The organism is Pseudomonas sp. CG7 (assembly GCF_023701885.1).
Classification (GTDB): domain Bacteria; phylum Pseudomonadota; class Gammaproteobacteria; order Pseudomonadales; family Pseudomonadaceae; genus Aquipseudomonas; species Aquipseudomonas zanjanensis.
Genome location: NZ_JABAEE010000001.1, coordinates 1 through 21290, shown reverse-complemented (window position 1 = coordinate 21290; position 21290 = coordinate 1). Strand labels below are relative to the sequence as shown.

14 protein-coding genes and 1 pseudogene are annotated in these 21290 nt (G+C 59.1%); 9 read left to right on the top strand and 6 right to left on the bottom strand.

Annotated elements, in window-relative coordinates:
* Window positions 1-27: 27 nt before the first annotated feature.
* Genes HGO40_RS00075 through HGO40_RS00060 form a run of 4 tightly spaced genes read left to right on the top strand, consistent with a single transcriptional unit; the run spans window position 28 to window position 5154 of the window.
* Window positions 28-510, top strand: coding sequence for a formate dehydrogenase subunit gamma (locus HGO40_RS00075; protein WP_092441683.1), 483 nt, complete (start codon window positions 28-30; stop codon window positions 508-510).
* On the top strand, window positions 504-2063 hold the full coding sequence (locus HGO40_RS00070; protein WP_250961354.1) for a formate dehydrogenase beta subunit: 1560 nt from the start codon (window positions 504-506) through the stop codon (window positions 2061-2063). Before HGO40_RS00075 ends, HGO40_RS00070 begins: the two co-directional genes overlap by 7 nt.
* Window positions 2060-4936: a formate dehydrogenase subunit alpha gene (gene fdhF, locus HGO40_RS00065; protein ID WP_250961353.1), complete on the top strand. Its 2877-nt coding sequence runs from the start codon at window positions 2060-2062 to the stop codon at window positions 4934-4936. The genes HGO40_RS00070 and fdhF overlap by 4 nt, the downstream gene beginning before the upstream one ends.
* Window positions 4933-5154: a formate dehydrogenase subunit delta gene (locus HGO40_RS00060; RefSeq protein WP_186704808.1), complete on the top strand. Its 222-nt coding sequence runs from the start codon at window positions 4933-4935 to the stop codon at window positions 5152-5154. Before fdhF ends, HGO40_RS00060 begins: the two co-directional genes overlap by 4 nt.
* An 88-nt stretch (window positions 5155-5242) precedes the next feature.
* Here HGO40_RS00060 and HGO40_RS00055 read toward each other — a convergent pair whose 3' ends face one another.
* Complete coding sequence (locus HGO40_RS00055; protein WP_250961352.1) at window positions 5243-5773, bottom strand: AidA/PixA family protein; 531 nt, start codon at window positions 5771-5773, stop codon at window positions 5243-5245.
* Between the two features lie 629 nt (window positions 5774-6402).
* Here HGO40_RS00055 and HGO40_RS00050 point away from each other — a divergent pair.
* The 5 genes from HGO40_RS00050 (at window position 6403) to HGO40_RS00030 (ending at window position 17232) form a co-directional block, all read left to right on the top strand.
* Window positions 6403-6717: an ArsR/SmtB family transcription factor gene (locus tag HGO40_RS00050; RefSeq protein WP_250961351.1), complete on the top strand. Its 315-nt coding sequence runs from the start codon at window positions 6403-6405 to the stop codon at window positions 6715-6717.
* 21 nt (window positions 6718-6738) lie between these two features.
* A complete protein-coding gene (locus HGO40_RS00045; RefSeq protein WP_250961350.1) occupies window positions 6739-7599 on the top strand; it encodes a DMT family transporter in 861 nt (286 codons plus the stop codon).
* Window positions 7600-7739: 140 nt separating this feature from the next.
* Window positions 7740-10772 carry an AMP-binding protein gene (locus HGO40_RS00040; RefSeq protein ID WP_250961349.1) on the top strand — a complete coding sequence of 1011 codons (3033 nt, stop codon included), beginning with the start codon at window positions 7740-7742 and terminating at the stop codon, window positions 10770-10772.
* A gap of 42 nt (window positions 10773-10814) precedes the next feature.
* A complete protein-coding gene (locus tag HGO40_RS00035) occupies window positions 10815-16190 on the top strand; it encodes a type I polyketide synthase (protein ID WP_250961348.1) in 5376 nt (1791 codons plus the stop codon).
* A 10-nt stretch (window positions 16191-16200) separates the two neighbouring features.
* Entirely contained in the window at window positions 16201-17232 is a 1032-nt protein-coding gene (locus tag HGO40_RS00030; RefSeq protein WP_250961347.1) for a glycine betaine ABC transporter substrate-binding protein, read from the top strand.
* Between the two features lie 105 nt (window positions 17233-17337).
* Here the strand turns inward: HGO40_RS00030 and HGO40_RS00025 are convergent, their stop codons facing one another.
* From HGO40_RS00025 to HGO40_RS00005, 5 genes and pseudogenes are all read right to left on the bottom strand, one after another.
* Window positions 17338-17658, bottom strand: a complete 321-nt coding sequence (locus HGO40_RS00025) for an isochorismate lyase (protein ID WP_250961346.1) — start codon at window positions 17656-17658, stop codon at window positions 17338-17340.
* Window positions 17659-17720: 62 nt separating this feature from the next.
* Window positions 17721-18239 (bottom strand): cysteine hydrolase family protein, encoded by a 519-nt coding sequence (locus HGO40_RS00020; RefSeq protein WP_250961345.1) that lies wholly within the window; start codon window positions 18237-18239, stop codon window positions 17721-17723.
* A 379-nt stretch (window positions 18240-18618) separates the two neighbouring features.
* Window positions 18619-19332, bottom strand: coding sequence for a FadR/GntR family transcriptional regulator (locus HGO40_RS00015; protein ID WP_250961508.1), 714 nt, complete (start codon window positions 19330-19332; stop codon window positions 18619-18621).
* Between the two features lie 167 nt (window positions 19333-19499).
* A complete protein-coding gene (locus tag HGO40_RS00010) occupies window positions 19500-21026 on the bottom strand; it encodes a UxaA family hydrolase (protein WP_250961344.1) in 1527 nt (508 codons plus the stop codon).
* A gap of 17 nt (window positions 21027-21043) precedes the next feature.
* Window positions 21044-21290: pseudogene (locus HGO40_RS00005) on the bottom strand (dehydrogenase); the annotation flags it as partial.

Sequence of the window (21290 nt, the reverse complement as noted above, 5' to 3'; positions counted from 1 at the left end):
TGTCGTTCGAGATGCCGAGGTACGTTTATGCCCGATGAGACGCTTCACCTGCCTTTGATCCACAGCGTGCTTGCGCGCGAAAAGGACACCCCCGGTGCCTTGCTGCCCATTCTCCATGCCATCCAGGCAGGCTGCGGGTATGTCCCCGACAGCGCCGTCCCGGAGATCGCCCACGCCCTGAACCTCAGCCTGGCTGAAGTGCGCGGGGTCATCAGTTTCTACCACGATTTCCGCACCACGCCGCCGGCGCGCCATACCCTGCGCCTGTGCCGGGCCGAGTCCTGCAAGAGCATGGGCGCCGAAGCCCTGGCTGCGCAGTTGCGCGAGCAACTGGCGCTGGACGATCACGGCACCAGCGCCGACGGCAGTATCAGCCTGCGGCCGGTCTACTGCCTGGGCGCCTGCGTCTGCTCGCCGGCCCTGGAACTGGACGGGGAGTTGCATGCGCGGATCACGCCCGAGCGCCTGCGTCAGTTGGTGAATGACTGCAGGGAGGAGGGCGCATGCTGACGCTCTGTATCCCCCGCGATTCGGTGGCCCGTGCGGTGGGCGCGGACAAGGTCGCGGCTGCGTTGACCTTTGAGGCTGACCGTCGGCAGTTGCCGTTGCAGGTGTTGCGGACCAGTTCCCGTGGCCTCTATTGGTTGGAGCCGCTGGTTGAGTTGGAGACGCCTGAAGGGCGCTTGGGGTTTGGCCCGGTCACGGCCCAAGACGTGCCGGCCCTGCTCGATGCGCTGGCCCATGATCCGGGCAGCCATCCCGCTGCCCTGGGACTGGTGGAGAACATTCCTTATCTGAAAAGCCAGCAGCGCCTGTTGTTTGCCCGTGCTGGCATCACCCAGCCCTTGTCCCTCGATGACTATCGTGCCCAAGGCGGATTTCTCGGCCTGGCCCGGGCGATCCAGATGGATGGCGCCGAGGTGGTCGCCAGCGTGCTGGATTCCGGCCTGCGCGGTCGCGGCGGCGCGGCGTTCCCGGCGGGCATCAAGTGGCGCACCGTGCGTGACGCGCAGGGGCCGCAGAAGTACGTGGTCTGCAATGCCGACGAAGGCGACTCCGGCACGTTTGCCGACCGCATGCTGATGGAAGGCGACCCCTTCCTGCTGATCGAAGGCATGATCATCGCCGGCATCGCCGTGGGCGCGACCATGGGCTACATCTACGTGCGTTCGGAATACCCGGACGCCGTCAGTACGCTGAACGACGCGCTGCACATCGCTCGCGAGGCCGGTTACCTGGGCGCGAACGTGAGCGGCAGCGGTCGCGCCTTTGAGCTGGAAGTGCGGGTCGGCGCCGGCGCCTATATCTGTGGCGAGGAAACCGCGCTGCTGGAATCCCTCGAAGGCAAGCGCGGCACGGTGCGCGCCAAGCCGCCGCTGCCGGCGCTGCAAGGTCTGTTCGGTTTGCCGACGCTGGTGCATAACGTACTGACCCTGACCTCGGTGCCGATCATCCTGGAGAAAGGCGCGCAGTTCTATCGCGACTTCGGCATGGGCCGTTCCCTGGGCACGATGCCGTTCCAACTGGCCGGCAACGTCCGTCATGGCGGCTTGGTGGAGCGGGCTTTCGGCCTGAGCCTGCGGGAGTTGGTGGAAGGTTATGGCGGCGGTACCGCCAGCGGTCGTCCGCTGAAGGCCGCGCAAGTGGGCGGGCCGTTGGGCGCCTGGGTGCCGCCTTCGCAATTCGATACGCCGCTGGACTACGAAGCCTTCGCCGCCATGGGCGCGATGCTCGGCCACGGTGGTGTGGTGGTCGCCGACGACAGCCTGGACATGGCCCAGATGGCCCGGTTCGCCTTGCAGTTCTGCGCCGAGGAATCCTGCGGCAAGTGCACGCCGTGCCGGATCGGCTCCACCCGTGGGGTGGAAGTGGTGGACCGCTTGATCGCCAGCACCGAAGTCGGTGACCGCCAGGAACAGGCCCTGCTGTTGCATGACCTGTGCGACACCCTGCAATACGGTTCGCTCTGTGCCCTCGGTGGGATGACGTCCTACCCTGTCGCCAGCGCCCTCAAGCATTTCCCCGCCGACTTCGGTCTGGCGACCACGGAGGCTGACCAATGATCACCATTTTCGATCCCAGCACCGATATCGACCTGGGCACCCCGGCGCGTGACAGCGACGTGCAGGTCAGCCTGACCATCGACGGACGCGAAATCAGCGTCGCCGCCGGCACCTCGGTCATGCGCGCCGCAGCCATGCTCGGCACCACCATTCCCAAGCTCTGCGCCACCGACAGCCTGGAAGCCTTCGGCTCCTGCCGCATGTGCCTGGTGGAAATCGACGGCATGCGCGGCTATCCCGCGTCCTGCACCACGCCGGTAACGGAGGGCATGGTGGTGCGCACGCAAACCTCCAAGCTCGCCACACTGCGGCGCAACGTGATGGAGTTGTACATTTCCGACCACCCGCTGGATTGCCTGACCTGTTCGGCCAATGGCAACTGCGAGTTGCAGACCGTGGCGGGGCAGGTGGGCCTGCGCGAAGTGCGCTACGGCTACGAAGGCGCCAACCACTTGGCCGAGGCCAAGGATGTTTCCAACCCGTATTTCGACTACGACCCGAGCAAGTGCATCGTCTGCAGCCGCTGCGTACGCGCCTGTGAGGAAATCCAGGGCACCTTCGCCCTGACGATCACCGGGCGCGGTTTCGACTCCCGGGTGGAAGCGGCCGGCGGTGACAATTTCCTCGATTCCGAATGCGTGTCCTGTGGCGCCTGCGTGCAGGCGTGTCCGACGGCGACCCTGATCGACAAGAGCGTCGTGGAGATTGGCCAGCCGGAGCGCAGCGTCATTACCACCTGCGCCTATTGCGGCGTAGGCTGTTCGTTCCGCGCCGAGATGAAAGGCGAACAACTGGTGCGCATGGTCCCGGACAAGAACGGCCAGGCCAACCACGGCCATTCCTGCGTCAAGGGCCGCTTCGCGTGGGGCTACGCCACGCACCCGGATCGCATCACCAACCCGATGATCCGCAAGCACATCAACGACCCATGGCAGGAAGTCAGCTGGGACGAGGCGGTCACTTACGCCGCCAGCGAACTGCGCCGGATCCAGCTCAAGTACGGGCGCGATTCCATCGGCGGCATCACCTCCAGCCGCTGCACCAACGAAGAAACCTACCTGGTGCAGAAACTGGTGCGCACTGCGTTCGGCAACAACAACGTCGACACCTGTGCCCGTGTCTGCCATTCGCCTACCGGTTACGGCCTCAAGCAGACCCTGGGCGAGTCCGCCGGCACGCAGAACTTCGACTCGGTGATGAAGGCCGACGTGATCATGGTGATGGGCGCCAACCCCACCGATGCGCACCCGGTGTTCGGCTCCCAGCTCAAGCGCCGCTTGCGCCCGGGCGCACGACTGATCGTCATCGACCCACGGCGCATCGACCTGGTGGATTCGCCCCACGCCCGCGCCGAGCTGCACTTGCAACTGCGTCCGGGTACCAACGTGGCGATGCTCAACGCGCTGGCCCATGTGATTGCCACTGAAGGCTTGATAGACCAGCCTTTTGTCGAGGCTCGCTGCGAGGCGACGGACTTCGCCCGCTGGCGCGATTTCGTCAGCCTGCCGGAAAACTCGCCCGAGGTCCTGGGCCCGGTGTGTGGCGTGCCTGCCGAGCAGATCCGCGCCGCCGCACGGCTCTACGCCACTGGCGGCAACGCGGCCATCTATTACGGCCTCGGCGTTACCGAGCATAGCCAGGGCAGTACCTCGGTCATGGGCATTGCCAACCTGGCCATGGCCACCGGCAACATCGGTCGCGAAGGTGTCGGGGTGAACCCGCTGCGTGGGCAGAACAACGTCCAGGGCTCCTGCGACATGGGTTCGTTCCCTCACGAACTGCCCGGCTATCGGCACATCTCCAACGACGCGGTGCGCGCCGAGTTCGAGCAAGCCTGGAACGTGACCTTGCAACCCGACCCGGGCCTGCGTATCCCGAACATGTTCGAGGCGGCGCTGGACGGCACCTTCAAGGCGCTTTATTGCCAAGGTGAAGACATCGCCCAGAGCGACCCCAACACCCAGCATGTGACGGCCGCGCTGTCCGCGTTGGAATGCGTGATCGTCCAGGACATCTTCCTCAACGAGACGGCCAAGTTCGCCCACGTGTTCCTGCCGGGCAGCTCGTTCCTCGAGAAGGACGGCACCTTTACCAACGCCGAACGCCGCATCTCCCGCGTTCGCAAGGTGATGGACCCGTTGGCCGGCAAGGCCGACTGGGAAGCCACCATCGCCCTGGCCGACGCCCTGGGCTACAAGATGCACTACAACCATCCTTCGGAAATCATGGATGAAATCGCCCGCCTGACGCCGACGTTCACCCGCGTCAGCTACGCCGAACTGGAGCGCCACGGCAGCCTGCAATGGCCGTGCAACGATGCCGCGCCGGACGGCACGCCGACCATGCACATCGAGCAGTTCGTGCGTGGCAAGGGCCGCTTCATGCTCACCGGCTACGTGCCCACCGAGGAGAAGGTCAACAACCGTTATCCGCTGCTGCTGACCACCGGCCGCATCCTCAGCCAATACAACGTCGGCGCCCAGACCCGGCGCACCGAAAACGTCGCCTGGCACGAGGAGGACCGTCTGGAAATCCATCCAACCGATGCCGAGAACCGCGGGATCGTCGACGAAGACTGGGTCGGCATCGGCAGCCGTGCCGGGCAAACGGTACTGCGCGCGAGGGTGACCGAGCGCGTGGCACCGGGCGTGGTCTACACCACGTTCCACTTCCCGGAATCGGGCGCCCACGTGATCACCACCGACAACTCCGACTGGGCCACCAACTGCCCGGAATACAAGGTCACGGCGGGGGAGATCGTGCGGGTCAGCCAGCCTTCGGAATGGCAGAAGCGTTACCAGGCGTTCAGTGATGAACAAGGGCGCCTGCTGAGGGACCGTCGTCATGCCGAGAAAGCGGAGGTGCGTCGATGAGCTCTGAAAGCCTGATCAAGATGGCCAACCAGATCGGTCAGTATTTTGCCAGTGAGCCGGACCACGCGGTGGCGGTGCGGGGTGTATACCAGCACATCAAGAGCTTCTGGACGCCGACCATGTGTCGCGACTTGATGGCCTGGCAAACGAAACATCCCGACGCTGTCCTGCACCCGTTGGTATTGGCGGCATTGATGGAGTTTGCAGAAGCGGCCTAGAAAGGAAATGCTGTAGAACCTGCACACAGCCCCGGCCGGCGCCATCGTTAACGACGAAGGGAACCGACCGGGGCTGTGTGCATTTCAGTTATTGATTATTGACGGTGATGTAGGGATCCCAGGTGTTGTTCGGGCCGATCTGGTTCAGGTTACGGTCCAGCAGAACGAAGACGATCTGGTACCAGAGCTTTCCCGGGCTCAGTGCAGTGGACTGCCAGACGGTATAGGTCACATCGGTCTTGGCGATGCCTCCGGGGGCGCCATTGTCCAGATAGGGCACTGGAATGCCGGGGATATTGAAAGTTTGCGGGGTCGAGATGGTGCCCTTGTAATCACCGCCCTGATGAGGGTCGCCGATCACGACGTTTTTGATCAATGCGATGCGGTCGAAGTTGCGCGACAGCGTGGTTGCGCGCCAGCGAATGATGTCGCCGGGTTTTACGTCGAACCACAACTCGTTACCGCCTTCGCCTTCGCCACTGGTGATGTTGGCATGGCTGTCGACGGCGCTGCGGGTTACCAGCATGGCAATCGCACCGCCTACGTCGTTGGGGTGGGCTAGCAGGTAATCGGCATCGACGTTGACGAGCACATCAATGGTTTGGGTCGCTCCAGACATGTTGTTGCTCCTTGAGGTAATGACAGTGACGACCGCGCCTGCAAAGGCGTCCGGGCCACCCGGTCCTTGGGTGCGGTCTCGAGAGGAACGATAGGTGATGGCTTTGTAGTGTCAAATTTCGAATTCTTGGCGCTGGCGAAGCAGAACGAAGCGCAACACAACCAAGGCATTGATTTACCTCTGGCGTGGTCGATCACTCATTAGGTTTTGAGCGGTTCACTGGGGGAATCAGTAGCCAAAGGCGCACGGATGTTGTTGGCGATTGCTTCCGATCTCACCGACGAACAGGGCAGTGGCAAGGGAAGTGTTCATAACCCACCGCTCATGCAGACTATCCAAGCGTCACAACCTCATCACTCCTTGGCGTTAAAGCGCCTGCAGGGCATGATGGCACTTTGCTGATGAATCACCACGATCTTCCTCATTCATCTCTGTATGCCTTTTGTAACACTCGAAAAAGCGACACACTGTCCCGGTGTGCAGAATGTGAGACAAGTCGTCATAAGCTGGACGATATAACAGCGGCCGCAGGTGATAACGAAAATTCTCGAATTAAAGTTATAAGGTGATTGCGAATGATTCAAATCAATCCCAAAAAACGCATTGACATTTAGCTATATGAGGATAGGATGAATCCACACGATAAATACATAGAACAATCCAAAGCGTTTGCGGGTGAACCTCGAATCCTAATCCTTCAATGGCTTAAGGAGCCCCGCGCGCACTTCTCTCATCAAGTGACGGGTGATCCCGCGTTGATCGGTGTGTGCGTAACACTGATAACTGAAAAGCTCGGCATGAGTCAGCCAACGGTGAGCAGGCACTTGGATCTATTGAAGCAAGCAGGCTTTTTGCGCGTGAACAAAATTGGCAAATGGGCATTTTACTCGAGAGATGAAACAGCAATCGATGAATACAAGGCTTGGTTAACACAGCAAGTCTGATGGAGATGGAGTTTATTCGGCATGGATAGCGGAGTTTTTGGCGGGCTGATGGTCATGTTGTGCTGGGGGATTTCAGACTTTATTCAAAGCCTGATGATTCGCCAGTTAGGTACCGCAAAAACAATGCTGGTTCGCAATCTATTTACCTTTGTGGTGGCCTCTCTCCTGGGGGGCTATTTGATCATTTCAGGCCAGCTCAGGTTCGACACCCATGCCGTGTTGATCATCACCTGCAGCTCTGCCGCCTACGTATCAGGGTATTATTTCTACATGCGAGGGTGTGAAGTCGGAAACCTGTCCTTGGTTTCTCCGATTGCTTCTACCTATAGCTTGGTCACTATCCTTTTTTCTATCGTTTTCCTACAAGAAAGGTTGGCCCCGGCTGCCTGGATTGCCGTATCTATTATTTTCGTTGGTATTGTCATGACCTCCGGCAATATCTTCCGATCACTGCGTGGCGGCTCGCAAGGCTTCCTTCAGGCTATCTTGGCCATGGCCGGTTTTGGCGTGGCCTTTTTTATACTTGGTTTTTCCGCAAAAACACTTGATGTCACGAATGCCTTCTTTTACTCGGCATTAACCCAGGCTGTTCTTTTTACTTCGTTGGCATTGATCAGGAATGGCAAGCTGGAAAAAGGGGACGTGACTCAGCGGCGCGGATGGATTTTCTTTGCGCACTCATTGTTGGTCAATGCGGGCTGGGTGTTTTATATATTCGCTTCCAAGATGGGGGATCTATCGCTGGTGACGCCCATCAGTTCGGTGTACTCCGGTGTGACTGTGTTGTTAGCTATCGCGATTTACAGGGAGATAACAACGGTGGTGCAGAAGGTTGGGATTGGCACTGTTCTTGTTGGCGTGTTTTTATTAAGTTACAAGTAATCGATATTTGTCCAGTTGGCACTCTTCGCTTTAAGGGGTGACTATTACTGTTGTGCTAAATGCATCAACTGGTCATTTAGTACTGCGCGCATGACCCATTTAAGTTCTATGTACCGATCACGGTAGAAGGAGTTCTTGGAATGATGCAGCCGCCAATAAACCCCGTCAAATACTCATCCGTTTCACTGGACCTTGTCGCTAGAATCGATACATGGGCGAATCAGTACCCCGAGAAAATCGCGATCATGTCTCGTGGGCAGCCGATGACCTACGCTGAACTGTCAAGCCGAAGAAAGGCGCTCGCCAAGCACCTTGTCCGCGAAGGCTTTGGATTGGGGAGCAAGATTGGGATCTACCTGCCCCGGGAACCTGACCTGATCGTCGCGCTGACCGCGGTCCTGTCGATAGGGGCCATCTTTGTTCCTCTCCCTCCTGACTCGCCATTACAGCGTAATGAGCTTATCGCCACGCTCGCCAACCTCGATGCCGTAATCAAATCCCAACCCGTTGATCTTTCACGATGGCCGGTGGGCGCTTTTTTAGATATCGAGGACGTCGATTGGAGCGATTCGATATTCCCCCTTGAACCCGCTATCGACGATGTTTCGCTTGCCTACATGTTGTTCACTTCAGGCTCGACGGGTCTTCCCAAGGGGGTGATGGTCCGTCGGGAAAATCTTGCCTATTTTTTATCTGCGATTAATGAGGTGATCAATTTTTCGGCATGGGGCGCGCTGGTTTCCACGACGACCTACGGCTTTGATATTTCCATCCTGGAATTTTTCCTGCCCTTGGCTCAAGGCGGAACGCTGTACCTGGCCAGCGAGCAACAGGCCAGGGACGGACAGGCGATCGCGAAATTACTCGACCAATGTGACCGTGCGCTGCTTCAAGCCACCCCAGCTACCTGGAGACTGCTGATAGCAGCGGGGTGGCCCCGCACCTGCGCCGTCGGAGCGGTGTGTGGCGGTGAAACATTGCCCGTCGAGCTGGGCAAGAAAATTTTTCAGTGGGCACGGGCGGCATGGACCCTTTATGGGCCGACAGAAACGACGATTTGGTCTTTCTGTCACAGATTACAGGCCAACGACTTTACCGGTTCTTCCACAAGTGTCCCCATAGGCCAGCCATTGCCGGGTACTCATTTTCAGTTGTGTCCCTCAGATGACCCTTTGGAGTTCGAACTGGTGATCGAGGGGCCTGGGGTCAGTGCCGGTTATTTCAATCGGGACGATCTGACGCTGGAGAAATTCAAGACAACTGAAGCAACGAGCAGTACCTCAGTGGCTTACTACACCGGCGATCGGGTTCGACGGCAGCCCGATAACTCCTTGGTTTTCATTGGACGTAAAGACCGACAACTGAAGTTGAACGGTTACCGCATCGAGCCGGGCGAGGTCGAATCCGCCCTCCATAGGTGCGACCTCGTCAGCCAGGCGGTCGTCACGCTTGTGGAACACACTCAGGATGACCACAGGCTGGCCGCCTATGTCGTGCTGGATAACAAAGCGTTGGGGCAGCAGCGCGATGCGGATGCCGGGGTGTGGCTCGACGTGTGGGAGGCGGCTTATCTGACGGCGCAGAAAAATGAGATCGCCAGCGCCGAAAGTGGCTACACCTCAAGTTTCTCCGGCGAGCCGATCCCGGACAGCGATTTGCGTGAATGGGTGCAGGCGACAGCTTCTCGTGTCCTGGCTTTCTCAGACCATTCAGTACTGGATGTAGGTTGTGGTATCGGGATGACTGGCGCCGTGCTGTTGGAAAGAGGTGTCCGGCGTTATGTGGGTTGCGATGCTTCTGAAGCGGCGATTGAGTCAGCGCGACGACGGCTGGAGGCAGCCGATAACAGTACAGCCTCATTTGCGCTGGTAAGAATGGCGGCCCATGAACTTGATACGCTGGGTGAGGCACCTTTCGACGTCGTGCTTCTGAATTCCGTCATCCAGTACTTCCCAGGCATTGATTACCTCGTCGATGTGCTTCAGAAAGCATCCGCGTTGTGCAAAGCAGGCGGCGTGATTGTGATCGGCGATGTTCCCTACGCATCGTTGAAACATATCTTGTCCGCTGCCGCGAGTCGTACCCGCAAAAAGTTGCAGCGTGCGCTTCCCGTGATCGGAGAAGGGGAGTTGTGGCTCGATCCTTTGCAGATCAAGCAAGTGGCCTACACGCTTGAGCGAATCGTCAACGTAGAGACCGAGTTGCGAGCAGGGCAAGGCAGCGATGAAATGACGCGTTATCGTTACGACGTCATCATAAGGCTCGACTCCGATGACCGAACGACCCTGGAACCGGTCCCACGCTATGCGTATCAACAGGAGCGTCTATACGAGCAGGACCTGAGTCAATGGTTGGCATCCGCCCCTTCGGCGTTTGTGCTCACAGGTGTTCCAAACGCCAGGATCAGCTTGGACGTCCAGCTTTCCAGAAACGCGCCCTCAATCATCCCAGACGAAGCTTGCGACCCCGAATACATTCGCCGCTGGGCCTTTAACCGGCATCGTCAAGCCAGGGTACGTTGGAGCGATAGTCTTCCCGCGGGGACGATGGACGTATTCGTGGGGCCACCTGACAGCCGGGATCCCCTTTTTGAGCCTCGCCCCACGGTGGGCAGTGCGCCGGTCGAGCCAGTCTTTGCAAAGGGGGGCGACGATCTCGCCATCCGGCAAGACGTTATCGAGAAACTCAAGGATTCCCTGCGAACCCATGTTCCCTCATACATGATCCCCGCCCATTTTGTTTTCCTGGAACGTTTCCCCCTCACGTTCAACGGAAAGCTGGATGTCGCGGCGCTTGAGCGGCTGGCGCCTCACGTCCAACCCGGGCCACCGCCAGCAGACGATCAACCGTTGTCGGTAAAACAGCGCCTGACGCGCATATGGACCGACATCCTGATGACCCCTGCGGTACATCCCAGGCGGAGTTTTTTTGCCCAGGGAGGCTCCTCTCTGCTCATCGTAAACCTGACCAGGACATTGAACGATGCCTTTGGCTTGAACCTTCAAGTCACCGAGCTTTTTGAAGAAAACAGCATCGACGCGCAAACGCGCTTGATCAGCAGAAAGCTGGGATTGGATGACGCCTCGCCCGTGAAATTGGTGACTCCTTCCAGTAATAGCCGCAGGAGCGCTGCCATTAAATCAGCAGCTCGTAAACGCCAGAAGCAGCTATAGGCGCCGCATGGCTAAGTCACCCTCAATTTCGGAGAGAACAGGATGAGCGACATCAGATATCACGGAAATGAGATTGCCGTTATTTCCATGGCTTGCCGCTTCCCGGGTGCCGACTCTATCGAGCAATTCTGGGAAAACCTGACATCGGGCCACGAGTCCATCGAGGCTATTTCTCTGGGCGCCTTGCTGGAAGCGGGGGTGCCGGCTGAACGGGTTAACCGGGAAGACTACGTTGCCATGGCGGCCCGTCTGAACAATGTCGACCGGTTCGACGCTGGATTTTTCGACATGTCAGCACGCGAGGCAGCGATTACCGACCCCCAGCATCGACTGTTACTCGAGTGTGCCTGGGAGGCGTTGGATGCTGCGGGATTCAGCAAGGACCGTGAGGCCTTGAACATTGGCGTGTTCGCAGGTGCAGGCAACAACGATTACCTTCACACCAATGTCATGGGGGAGGAGGACATCAGCGAAACCGGCTTTCTGGACAGCAGCGCCGGTTTCATGAATCTGCTGGGGAACGATAAGGATTATCTGTCGACGCGGATCGCTTATAAATTGGGGTTGCGGGGCCCCGGCCTGAACATCCAGACGGCGTGCTCGACCTCGTTGGTCTCGATTCATATGGCGTGCCAGAGCCTGCTCCTGGGCGAGTGCGACGTTGCATTGGCCGGGGGCGTGACCGTCCTGGTGCCCCATGCCCAGGGTTATGTCTACCAAGAGGGGATGATCCAGTCGCCAGATGGGCACTGTCGGGCATTCGATTCCGCCGCGCGGGGCACGGTCTTTGGAAGTGGCGCGGCACTGGTCACCCTCAAGAGGCTTAGCGATGCACTGGAGGCGGGTGATCCCATTCAGGCTGTTATCAAGGGATCGGCCATCAATAATGACGGTTCCAATAAAGTCAGCTTTGCCGCCCCCAGTTCCCAAGGGCAAGCCCAAGTCATTGAACGGGCACTTGAGAATGCGGAGGTGAGCGCCGCGACTCTCGGCTTTGTTGAGGCCCATGGTACAGGTACCCCATTAGGCGATCCGATAGAGTTCAAAGCGCTGATGGATGTGTTTGCACAGCACGGCGCCCAGGAAAATACCTGTGCATTGGGTTCGGTGAAAACCAACATCGGCCATCTCATCGCGGCGGCTGGCGTGGCGGGTTTTATCAAGACGGTGTTGGCACTCAAGCACCGGACAATTCCCGCCACACTGCACTTCAAGAGCGCCAATAAGGACATCCATCTGGACGGCAGTCCGTTCTTCATCAGCGCCAAAACGCTGCCCTGGCCGACCACCGATTCACCCCGCCGCGCAGGCGTGAGCTCCTTTGGCGTGGGCGGTACGAATGCCCATGTCATTCTCGAGGAGGCTCCCCTGACATCGGTTTCTTCGCAGAATGAGTCCGATGGTCCCTACCTGCTGGCTCTTTGCGCCAAGGAACGAGGCGCCCTGGCGGACCTCATCAACCAGTATCGCGAATTGCTCGAACGCCCGGCTGTGCCGTCGCTGCGCGATATCTGTTACAGCGCCCGTGCCGGCCGGACTGAGTTCCCTTTTCGGTACACCGTGTCGGCCCTCCACCCAGAAACCCTTCTGACAAAACTCCAACAAGAAGACAAAGATATTCATTGGGTCGACCCTGCCAAGGAGACCGGGCTGGTTTTCGTGTTCACAGGTCAGGGTGCCCAGTTTCCAGACATGGGCAAAGACCTCTACCAGCATAACGAGGTGTTTCGAGCGTCTATTGATCGTTGTGATGCTATTGCGCGAACCTGCATAGGAATGTCCCTGCGCACGATCCTTTTTCCTGCGCCAGGCGATGACGCCGGGCTTATAGATCAGACGCGCTATGCGCAACCTGCCTTGTTTGCGCTGGAGTATTCCCTTGCTCAGGTTTGGCTGAGCGTTGGTGTTGTCCCCGATATTTTGCTTGGGCACAGTCTCGGTGAGTTTTCGGCAGCTTGTGTGGCGGGCGTGTTCAGTCTTGAAGATGGCATGACCCTGGTCGCCGAGCGGGGGCGCCTCATGCAGGCGCTCCCGCTGGATGGCGGCATGTCAGCCGTCTCGCTGAACTACGACGAGGTGCGCAAGTTGCTGGCCCGGCAGGCCATTGATCTGAGCATCGCAGCCGTCAACGCCCCTGGCAGCGTGGTGGGTTCCGGGGCCCTGAGCGAGTTGAGCAGGCTCTACCCCATGCTCGACTCCCTGGAGATCAAGTACACGCGCCTGAATGTCTCCCATGCGTTTCATTCCGAACTGATGGAACCGATGCTCAAGCCCTTTGCCCGCGTTCTGGGGCGCATCGACATGTCGGCACCGCGCTATCCACTGATCAGCAACGTCAGCGGGGAAATAGCCAAAGAGCGTCTGATGACGTCAGAGCATTGGCTTGACCATGTTCGCCAGCCAGTACGCTTCATGGACTGCATCCGGGAAGCATTCAAAAAAGGTGGCCGGACGTTCCTGGAGATCGGGCCGAAGGCGGTGTTGTCGACGATTGGAGCGGCCTGCCTGCAACCTGATGACGCCGACCAGACCACCTGGATAACGAGTCTGAGCAGCAAGGTCGTTGATCGCGAACAAATACTGGAAAGCGCGGGGCGCTTGTTCGAGGCCGGGATTGAACTTGACTGGGAGGTCCTTTTAGAGGGCTCGACGGCGACACGCATAGACACACCCAGCTACCCATTCCAGCGGGTGCCTCATTGGATAGGCCCTCGCATTGCGCCACAGCCTCAGTGGATGACGGCCGTGGACTGGGTGCAGCAACCCACCCAAGCGCAAGTCACCCATGACGATCAGAACGTCCCAGGGGTCTGGCTGTTCATTGGAGGGACGAGCGAACTCGTCGAGGGTATCCGCAACGGCCTGTCAATTTGTGACGAGCACTGGGTTCGCGCGATATTTGCCACCGATTGCCGTCGGGTCAGCGCCACTGCCTGGCACATCAGGTCGGACTTCCCCTCAGATATCGACGAGGTGTTTCGAACACTGCCCATTTCAGCGCGGAACCCGCTCAGGGGCGTTGTTCACCTCGGTGGGACCGAGCCATTGTCTGCAGATAACCATCCTTCAGGCAACGCAGATCTGGGTGCCCTGAATGCCGGTCTCTACAGCGTGTTGGCCACGTTGCAAGCGCTGACGACCAGCTCCGGGACAGAGACCGCCAGGCTTTGGGTCGTGACGCGCGCAGCGGTCAACGTGCGTTCCGCTGCTTCGTCGATCAACGTTTCGCAAGCCACGCTCTGGGGGCTGTCCAAAGTGATCGCGCAGGAGGAGCCGGCTGTCTGGGGCGGTTTCATCGACTTGCCTGCGAGCATCGAGAGTGCCGAGGCCGATCTGCTCCTGGCAGCGCAATTGATGCTTGCAAACGGGCAGGAAGATCAATTTGCTATTCGTCATTCCCGCGTTCATGTGCCCCGACTCGTAGCGGTGTCGCCCGCACCCTCGAGGCCTGTGGCGATCAGTCCAGAGGCGACCTATCTGGTCGCCGGTGGGCTGGGTGGGCTAGGGCGCGAGGTCCTTGCAGGGTTAGTGGAAAAGGGTGCCCGTCATTTGGCGGTGGTCGGACGCAAACCGCTGGAAGCGACTGGCTCGACCATGTTGGATGCGTTTAGACGCCAGGGTGTGGATATCGACTACCTCACTCTGGATATCGCATCCCCTGAGGCTGTTGAGCCGTTGGTGGCGTACATAGATGCCCTGCAATGGCCGTTACGCGGCGTGCTGCAGTTGGCGGGGACTGTGCAAGATGCGGTCCTCTCGACATTGAACACATCCTCTCTGCGGCATGTCTTGGCGCCGAAGCTGCAGGGCACTCAGGTGCTGGACCATGTCACCCGCGCCCAGTCGCTGGATTTTTTCGTAGGCTTCTCGTCCATTAGCGCGTCGCTGGGGTTCAAGGGCCAGGCGAACTATGTTGCGGCCAACAGTGCAATGGACGCCATCATGGAAAACCGCGCCAGTTCGGGGTTGCCTGGTTTAAGCATCGCATGGGGACCATGGTCATCCGAGGGCATGGCCAGTCGGGTCGATAGGGTGTTCCAGAAGCGCCTGTCAACGTTAGGCATCAATTACATTCCTGCGAAAGTCGGCCTGCAAAAGTTGTGGGACAACCTGAGTGCGCAAGGTGTCGTCGGTATCGCACCGATCGACTGGGCGCCTTACAAGGCGCATCTACAATCCAGCGACTGGCCATACCTATCGCTTATTGATGCGCAACACTCAGCGGACCACACAATCGTGGAGCGCGACACCGTCCCCTTTCTCGAGGCGGTGTCGTTGCTGGATGACGAGCAACGTCAGGCATTCATCCGGAGCAAGTTGATGTCCGTTGCGGCCCGGGTGGCAGGCAATCTCGATGCCGACGCAAGTCCAGTGGACAAGTCGCTCACAATGATGGGGTTTGATTCGTTGATGACTGTCGAATTTCGCAACAGTCTGAAAAAGCTCGGTATTAACTTTCCCCTGGACAGGCTTATCGTCGGTGCCACCCTCAGCGATATCAACGACTTCGTCCTTGAACACCTTGAGGCGGTCCGTCAAGGCAGCCCAGCCGAGCAAGCAGACAGTCACCCTGCTGAGTCGCAAGAGGTGCAGACGCCGGACTGCGTGGTTATTCCACTCCCTAGACCAGAAGCAACGCTGCGCTTGTTCTGCTTTCCCTATGCAGGCGGCGGACCTGCGGTATTCAAGGGTTGGGCGGACCGGTTGCCCGATCATATCGAGCTTTGCTTACTGCAACTGCCTGGTCGTAATGCACGACTGAGGGAAAAGTCGTACACCCGCATGGAAGAGTTGGTGAAAAAACTGACCCCTGACCTGATTCCCTATCTGGATCGGCCGTTCGCATTCTTTGGCCTGTGCTTGGGCGGTGTACAGGCATTCGAGGTGGCTCAACGCCTGGTCAATGTCCATAACCTGCACCCGACGCATTTGATTTTCGCAGGGAGTCGGGCACCGCACTTTTACAACGAGCATCAATTTGCTTCCGATGTATTGCAGTTCAATTACGAGTCGGATCGTGAGCCGGCGGCGAGCGATGATGGCGAGCTCATTGCAATGCTCAAGGAAATGAATTTTGCCAATAATCAAGCGCTGTTCGATGACGCTGAAATGCGTGACTTGATGCTTCCCATCATCAAGGCTGACTATGAAATCAATAACACCTATCTGTACGAGCCCAGCCCCCGTCTCGAGGTCCCCATTACCTCGATTGGAGGGCGTATCGACCCGTACGCAACGGGCGTGCACATCACCGGCTGGCGTGAGCATACGACTCATGCGTTCAAATCGGTGTTCTGTGCAGGAGACCATTACTTCGTGGAAGGGCAGCGCGACCTGATCGCCAGTCTCGTGGTGGAAACCCTCGCCAGTTCCGCCCCTTCAACCATCAGCCGCTCAGCAGAAACCGTCCAGCAATAGGAGAGTTCCAATGCCTTCATTTTTCCTGCGTACTGCGCTGTGCTTCGTTCTAAGCCTGACCCCTCACTTGGCTTTCGCGTCATCCGACGCTCGCTCGATCCGGTTCTACGATGGTGGCTGGGAAAATATCCAGATTGACAATCATATCGCCATGTACATCCTCAAGCATGGATACGGTATGAACGTAGAGTCGGTCAGTCTTGATATCGCGCAAATGCAAAAAGCGATGGAAACGGGCGACATCGATATCAATATGGAGATGTTTACGTCGCTGATGCCTCAGTGGGTCGAGGATCAGCGGGCAAAGAAAGCCATCCTCGATTTCGGTCCCACTTATGAGCGTCTCACGCAGGCGTTCTACGTGCCCACCTACATGATCAAGGGCGATGCCAAGCGTGGAATCAAACCTGTGACCCCTGATCTGAAACGTGTCGAAGACCTTCCCAAGTATGCCGAGGTATTCAAGCGCGCATCGGGATCGGGCAAGGCCACTTGGTTAAACTGCATCAGTAGTTGGGCGTGCCGGGAAATCAACCTGATTAAAATGGCCACTTACGGGGTGGATCGCTCTTTTACGCCAGTGGAACTCAAGTCTGAGTCAGCGCTCAACGCCGCGATTATTTCAGCTTACGAGAAGGGCCAGCCCTTCATGACCTATTACTGGGACCCTAGCCCGCTGATGGGTGAACTGGCCCTTACACGCCTTGAGGAACCGCCCTACAGCGAAGCCTGCTGGGACGCCATCAAAGCTAGCCTCGCCCAGTTCAAGGAGGGCGTCGGGAGTCGACAAGCGTGCGCATACGCAGATATTTCCCTCAATAAATATACGTCGGCTCAATTCGCCAAAGAACATCAGGCAGTTATCCCTTTCTTGAAGTCGATGTTCGTTGGAACCGATACCATCCGGACGCTGGCAACACGAATGGTCACCCACAAGGAAACCCCCGAGCAAACGGCGCGTTACTACTTGCGTAACCATACGGCTGATTGGAAGGGTTGGGTGCCTGAGGAGGTGTTCAAGAAAGTGTCCAAGACACTGTAGGCATAGATACGGCCTATGCGGTAAAGCTGTAAAAAGCATGGGGTGTGTCTGGCGAAGCGGGGGATTGGTTTGGGGCCGCTTCGCGACCCCGCCGGGAAGTGACGATCAGGTGTCGGGTTGCTGGGCCGCCCAGTGTTTCATTTCTTCGGCAATGAAGAGGCTCACCAGATCGCTGTACATCTTCTCGATGGCGTCCGGACTCAGGCCCTCGGCCTCGGCCCATTCCCGCCGTGTCGCCAGCATCGCCTTGAAACGCTCCGGCGCCCGTACCGATGTCGCCGACGTCTTGAACTTCGAGGCCGCGAGTACGTATTGAACACGTTTGCCCAGCAGTTTGATGACGGCCTGATCGAGGGCATCGATTTCGCCTCGGATTTCCTCCATGTTGACGCATTCCGAGGGCTGTAGCCGATTGCAGACTTCCATGTGGATCACTCCTTTGGTTTGAGCAGGATCGTCCCAGCCTGGGCCGATGTTCTGACGTGGGGTTAAAAATCCCAGTCCTCGGCGCTGATGACCCGGCAAAAGGGCCCGGCCAGCGTTGTGTTGTGATGGGCGATGATCACTGGCGCCTTCACGTCCAGCGTGTCGGTACACGTGTGACCATTGGCGATCAGCACGGCATCGAAGCCCAGGTCCCGGGCGGCACGGCACGTGCTGTCGACACAATACTGGGTTTTCATGCCTGCAATCACCACGCCTTCTGCGCCACAGGCCGTCAACTGCTCGGCCAGACCGGTCATGGCAAAGGCATTGGGACGGGTTTTTTCGAAGATCACCTCGTGGCCTGCCAGCCGCAATTGCGGCAGCAGTTGCGTCAGTGGACTTCCCGGCTCGATAGGCGAGCCAGGCGGACCGACATGGCGAGCCAGGAAGACAGGGGCGCCGGCGGTGCGAGCCTTGGTCAACAGGGCATTTAACGTATCCAGCAGCGCTTCACCTGCCCAAGGTTTATCCGGGCCGTGAAACAACCCAACTTGCATATCGAGAATCAACAGTGCGTGCATCGTGCTTTCCTTGCGTTTGGGCCAGCGACGCAAGGGCAAAGAAAAGGCCCTTACCATCGACTGGCGGGCCTTTGAGATACGTGTGTTATTCGCTCACGACACCTCACGACCCGCCTGGGCGGTCGTGGTCGTGGTAGTCGAGGTGATCTTTGGGAGATTCATGGTGCTGACAATATCGGCACGCCGTTGGGTTTGGCAAGCGGGGGTGTGAACTTGCTTGTGAAAGCGGTGGCGACTGTGCCGCCGCCATCGCGAGCAAGCTCGCTCCCACAAGTGGCTTGGGTGGCCGCAACATCGAAGTACACCACCGATCAACTGTGGGAGCGAGCTTGCTCGCGATGGCATTTGACCCGTCAACCACGATCCCAAAACCGCCGGACTAGTCGCCCGAGTCTTCCGGTTCCAGCGCTTTCAGCCAGCGGTTCTCCGAACGGCTCAGATGCTGGCGCATCGAGGTTTGGGCACCGAGTACATCCTTGTGGGCCACGGCGTGCAGGATCGCCTCATGCTCGACGACCGCAGCTTCCCACGTCAGGGCATTTTCCGCATGCTTGCTCAGGTGCGCCGAAATCGGGTTGTGTCGTTCATCGAACAGGGCCGTGATGATCCGCACCAGGGCAGAGTTGCCGCTCATCTTGGCCAGGCGCTGATGGAATTTACGGTCATCCTCCAACGGTGGCAGGCCGTTGGCGATGCTTGCGCGCATGGCGTCGATGCAGTCCTGCAGATAGCGGTAGTCACTTTTCTTGCCATGCAGACACGCCAGGATCACTGACTCACCTTCGATCAACGCCCGCGCCTGCATCAGTTCCGAAGGGCTCTCGCCCAAGGTCATGCTCGGGTGCTTTGCCTCCTTGGAGATGGCGCGCACGTAGACGCCGGAGCCCATCTTGATCTCAATGTCGCCATCTATTTCCAGGGCGATCAGGGCCTCGCGAAGCGACGGCCTGGAGACTCCCAACAGTTGGGTCAAATCACGCTCGGGAGGAAGCCGAGCGCCTGGTTTGAAATCCCCCTGGGCGATGTAGCTGCGCAGTTGATCGGCGATTTTCTGATACGGCTTGCGTTCGGCGGCGTTGATCGGCGAGACCATGGGGTGAGCGTCCATCGGAGAGTCGGCAAAGGCTACCATAGGCGCTTTATGGTGGGAGCGAGCTTGCTCGCGAAGGCGGTGGGCCTGTTTGCATCAATGCTGAATGTATTGCCGCTTTCGCGAGCATGCGCGCTCTCACAGGGAAAGGGTGGCTATGACTCCGTCAGTCACATCACCGCACCGATCTGCCAGGGAAGGAACTCGTTATCGCCCACGCCATTTTCCTCGCTGCAGGTGCGGTGCCCGGACGCGGTCGCCAGCATCAGTCGGAACAACCGCTCGCCCGCCTGTGCGACCGATTCCAGGCCATCGACGATGCCGCCGGCGTTGAAGTCCATGTCCAGCTCCATGCGCTGGAACAGCTGGGTGTTGGTGGCGATTTTCAAGGAGGGCGTGGGCTTGCACCCATAGGTCGAGCCGCGGCCCGTGGTGAAGCAGATCAGGTTCGCGCCGCCCGCCACCTGGCCGGTCGCCGACACCGGGTCGTAGCCGGGTGTATCCATGAACACCAGGCCACGGGCATCGATCGTGTCAGCGTATGGGTAGACGCCCATCAGCCCGCTCGCACCGGCTTTCGCCACGGCGCCCAGGGATTTCTCCAGGATGGTGGTGATGCCCCCGGCCTTGTTGCCCGGCGAAGGATTGTTGTTCATGTCACCGTCGTTGTGGCGGACGTAGGCTTCCCACCAATGGATTCGCGCCATCAATTTTTCGGCGATGTCGGTCGCCGCGGCGCGGGCCGGCAGCAAGTGTTCGGCCCCATAGATTTCCGGTGTCTCCGAAAGGATCGCCGTGCCGCCCTGTTGCACCAGCAAGTCCACCGCCGCGCCGAGTGCCGGATTGGCCGTGATGCCGGAGTAGCCGTCCGAACCCCCGCATTGCAAGCCGACGCAAAAGTGGCTGGCGGCATCGGTCGTCCGCTGGCATTGGTCGATGAGGGGCAGCATCGCTTCAATGAGGGCGATGCCACGTCGCACGGCGTCGCGAGTACCGCCTTCGTCCTGGATGACCAGGCTGGCCTTGAGCGCCGCGGGGCGATCCCCCAGTTCATTCATCAACGGGGTAAGTTGATTGACCTCGCAACCCAGGCCGATCAACAGCACACCGGCGAAATTGGCGTGATCGGCATAGCCGCGCAAGGTTCGCTGGAGAATATCGATGCCTTCGCCCTTGGCACCCATGCCACAGCCACTGCCATGGGTGATCGCAACGACACCGTCGACGTCGGGGAAGTCTTTCAAGCGCTCGGCAGAAAAAGCGTTGGCAATCTGCTTGCAGACGGTTGCCGAGCAGTTGACGCTGGAAATGACCCCGATGTAATTGCGCGTGCCGACGCGTCCATCCTCGCGGACGTAACCTTCGAAGGTCGCGGGGTTGTCGCTCAACGACGTGGGGACATAAACGTTCCGTACGCTGTGTTCGGCAGTGGCGGCGGGCATGTCCAGGTTGTGCACGTGGACGTGATCGCCGGGCTCGATGGTCTGGGTGGCCTGGCCGATGGTCTGCCCGTACTTGAGCACCCGCTGGCCGACCAGCACCCTGCGCAAGGCGATCTTGTGGCCGGACGGAATCGTTTGCCGGGCGATCAGGGTGAGGCCGTCGGCACTCACCGGCTGGCCCTCGAGGATATCGCCTCGGGCCACCGCGACATCATCACCGGGTGTCAAAACAAGCAAAGCAGAAGGCGGGTTCATGGGGCGTCCTCCGATTCCTAGCACTCGATGATTGCCTTGACGACACCTTGCTTGGGGTCGAGCAAGGTAGCGAACGATTGGGGCACGTCACCCAGCGTCAATCGGTGGGTGTTCAGGGCTGCATCCGGAATCAAGCCGTCGCGCAGGCATTGCTCGACGCACCGGAAGTCTTCCTGGGTGGCGTTGCGGCTGCCCATCAGCGTGGCTTCGCGCTTGTGGAATTCAGGGTCGGAGAAAGTGATCGAGTCCCGAACCACGGAGATC

Excerpts from the sequence above, each read along its gene's own strand:
- HGO40_RS00055 (WP_250961352.1), bottom strand. The coding sequence starts at position 5,773 with ATGTCTGGAGCGACCCAAACCATTGATGTGCTCGTCAACGTCGATGCC.
- HGO40_RS00050 (WP_250961351.1), top strand. The coding sequence starts at position 6,403 with ATGAATCCACACGATAAATACATAGAACAATCCAAAGCGTTTGCGGGT.
- HGO40_RS00020 (WP_250961345.1), bottom strand. The coding sequence starts at position 18,239 with ATGCACGCACTGTTGATTCTCGATATGCAAGTTGGGTTGTTTCACGGC.
- HGO40_RS00045 (WP_250961350.1), top strand. The coding sequence starts at position 6,739 with ATGGATAGCGGAGTTTTTGGCGGGCTGATGGTCATGTTGTGCTGGGGG.
- HGO40_RS00025 (WP_250961346.1), bottom strand. The coding sequence starts at position 17,658 with ATGGAAGTCTGCAATCGGCTACAGCCCTCGGAATGCGTCAACATGGAG.
- HGO40_RS00015 (WP_250961508.1), bottom strand. The coding sequence starts at position 19,332 with ATGGTCTCGCCGATCAACGCCGCCGAACGCAAGCCGTATCAGAAAATC.
- HGO40_RS00075 (WP_092441683.1), top strand. The coding sequence starts at position 28 with ATGCCCGATGAGACGCTTCACCTGCCTTTGATCCACAGCGTGCTTGCG.
- fdhF (WP_250961353.1), top strand. The coding sequence starts at position 2,060 with ATGATCACCATTTTCGATCCCAGCACCGATATCGACCTGGGCACCCCG.
- HGO40_RS00035 (WP_250961348.1), top strand. The coding sequence starts at position 10,815 with ATGAGCGACATCAGATATCACGGAAATGAGATTGCCGTTATTTCCATG.
- HGO40_RS00070 (WP_250961354.1), top strand. The coding sequence starts at position 504 with ATGCTGACGCTCTGTATCCCCCGCGATTCGGTGGCCCGTGCGGTGGGC.
- HGO40_RS00030 (WP_250961347.1), top strand. The coding sequence starts at position 16,201 with ATGCCTTCATTTTTCCTGCGTACTGCGCTGTGCTTCGTTCTAAGCCTG.
- HGO40_RS00040 (WP_250961349.1), top strand. The coding sequence starts at position 7,740 with ATGATGCAGCCGCCAATAAACCCCGTCAAATACTCATCCGTTTCACTG.
- HGO40_RS00010 (WP_250961344.1), bottom strand. The coding sequence starts at position 21,026 with ATGAACCCGCCTTCTGCTTTGCTTGTTTTGACACCCGGTGATGATGTC.
- HGO40_RS00060 (WP_186704808.1), top strand. The coding sequence starts at position 4,933 with ATGAGCTCTGAAAGCCTGATCAAGATGGCCAACCAGATCGGTCAGTAT.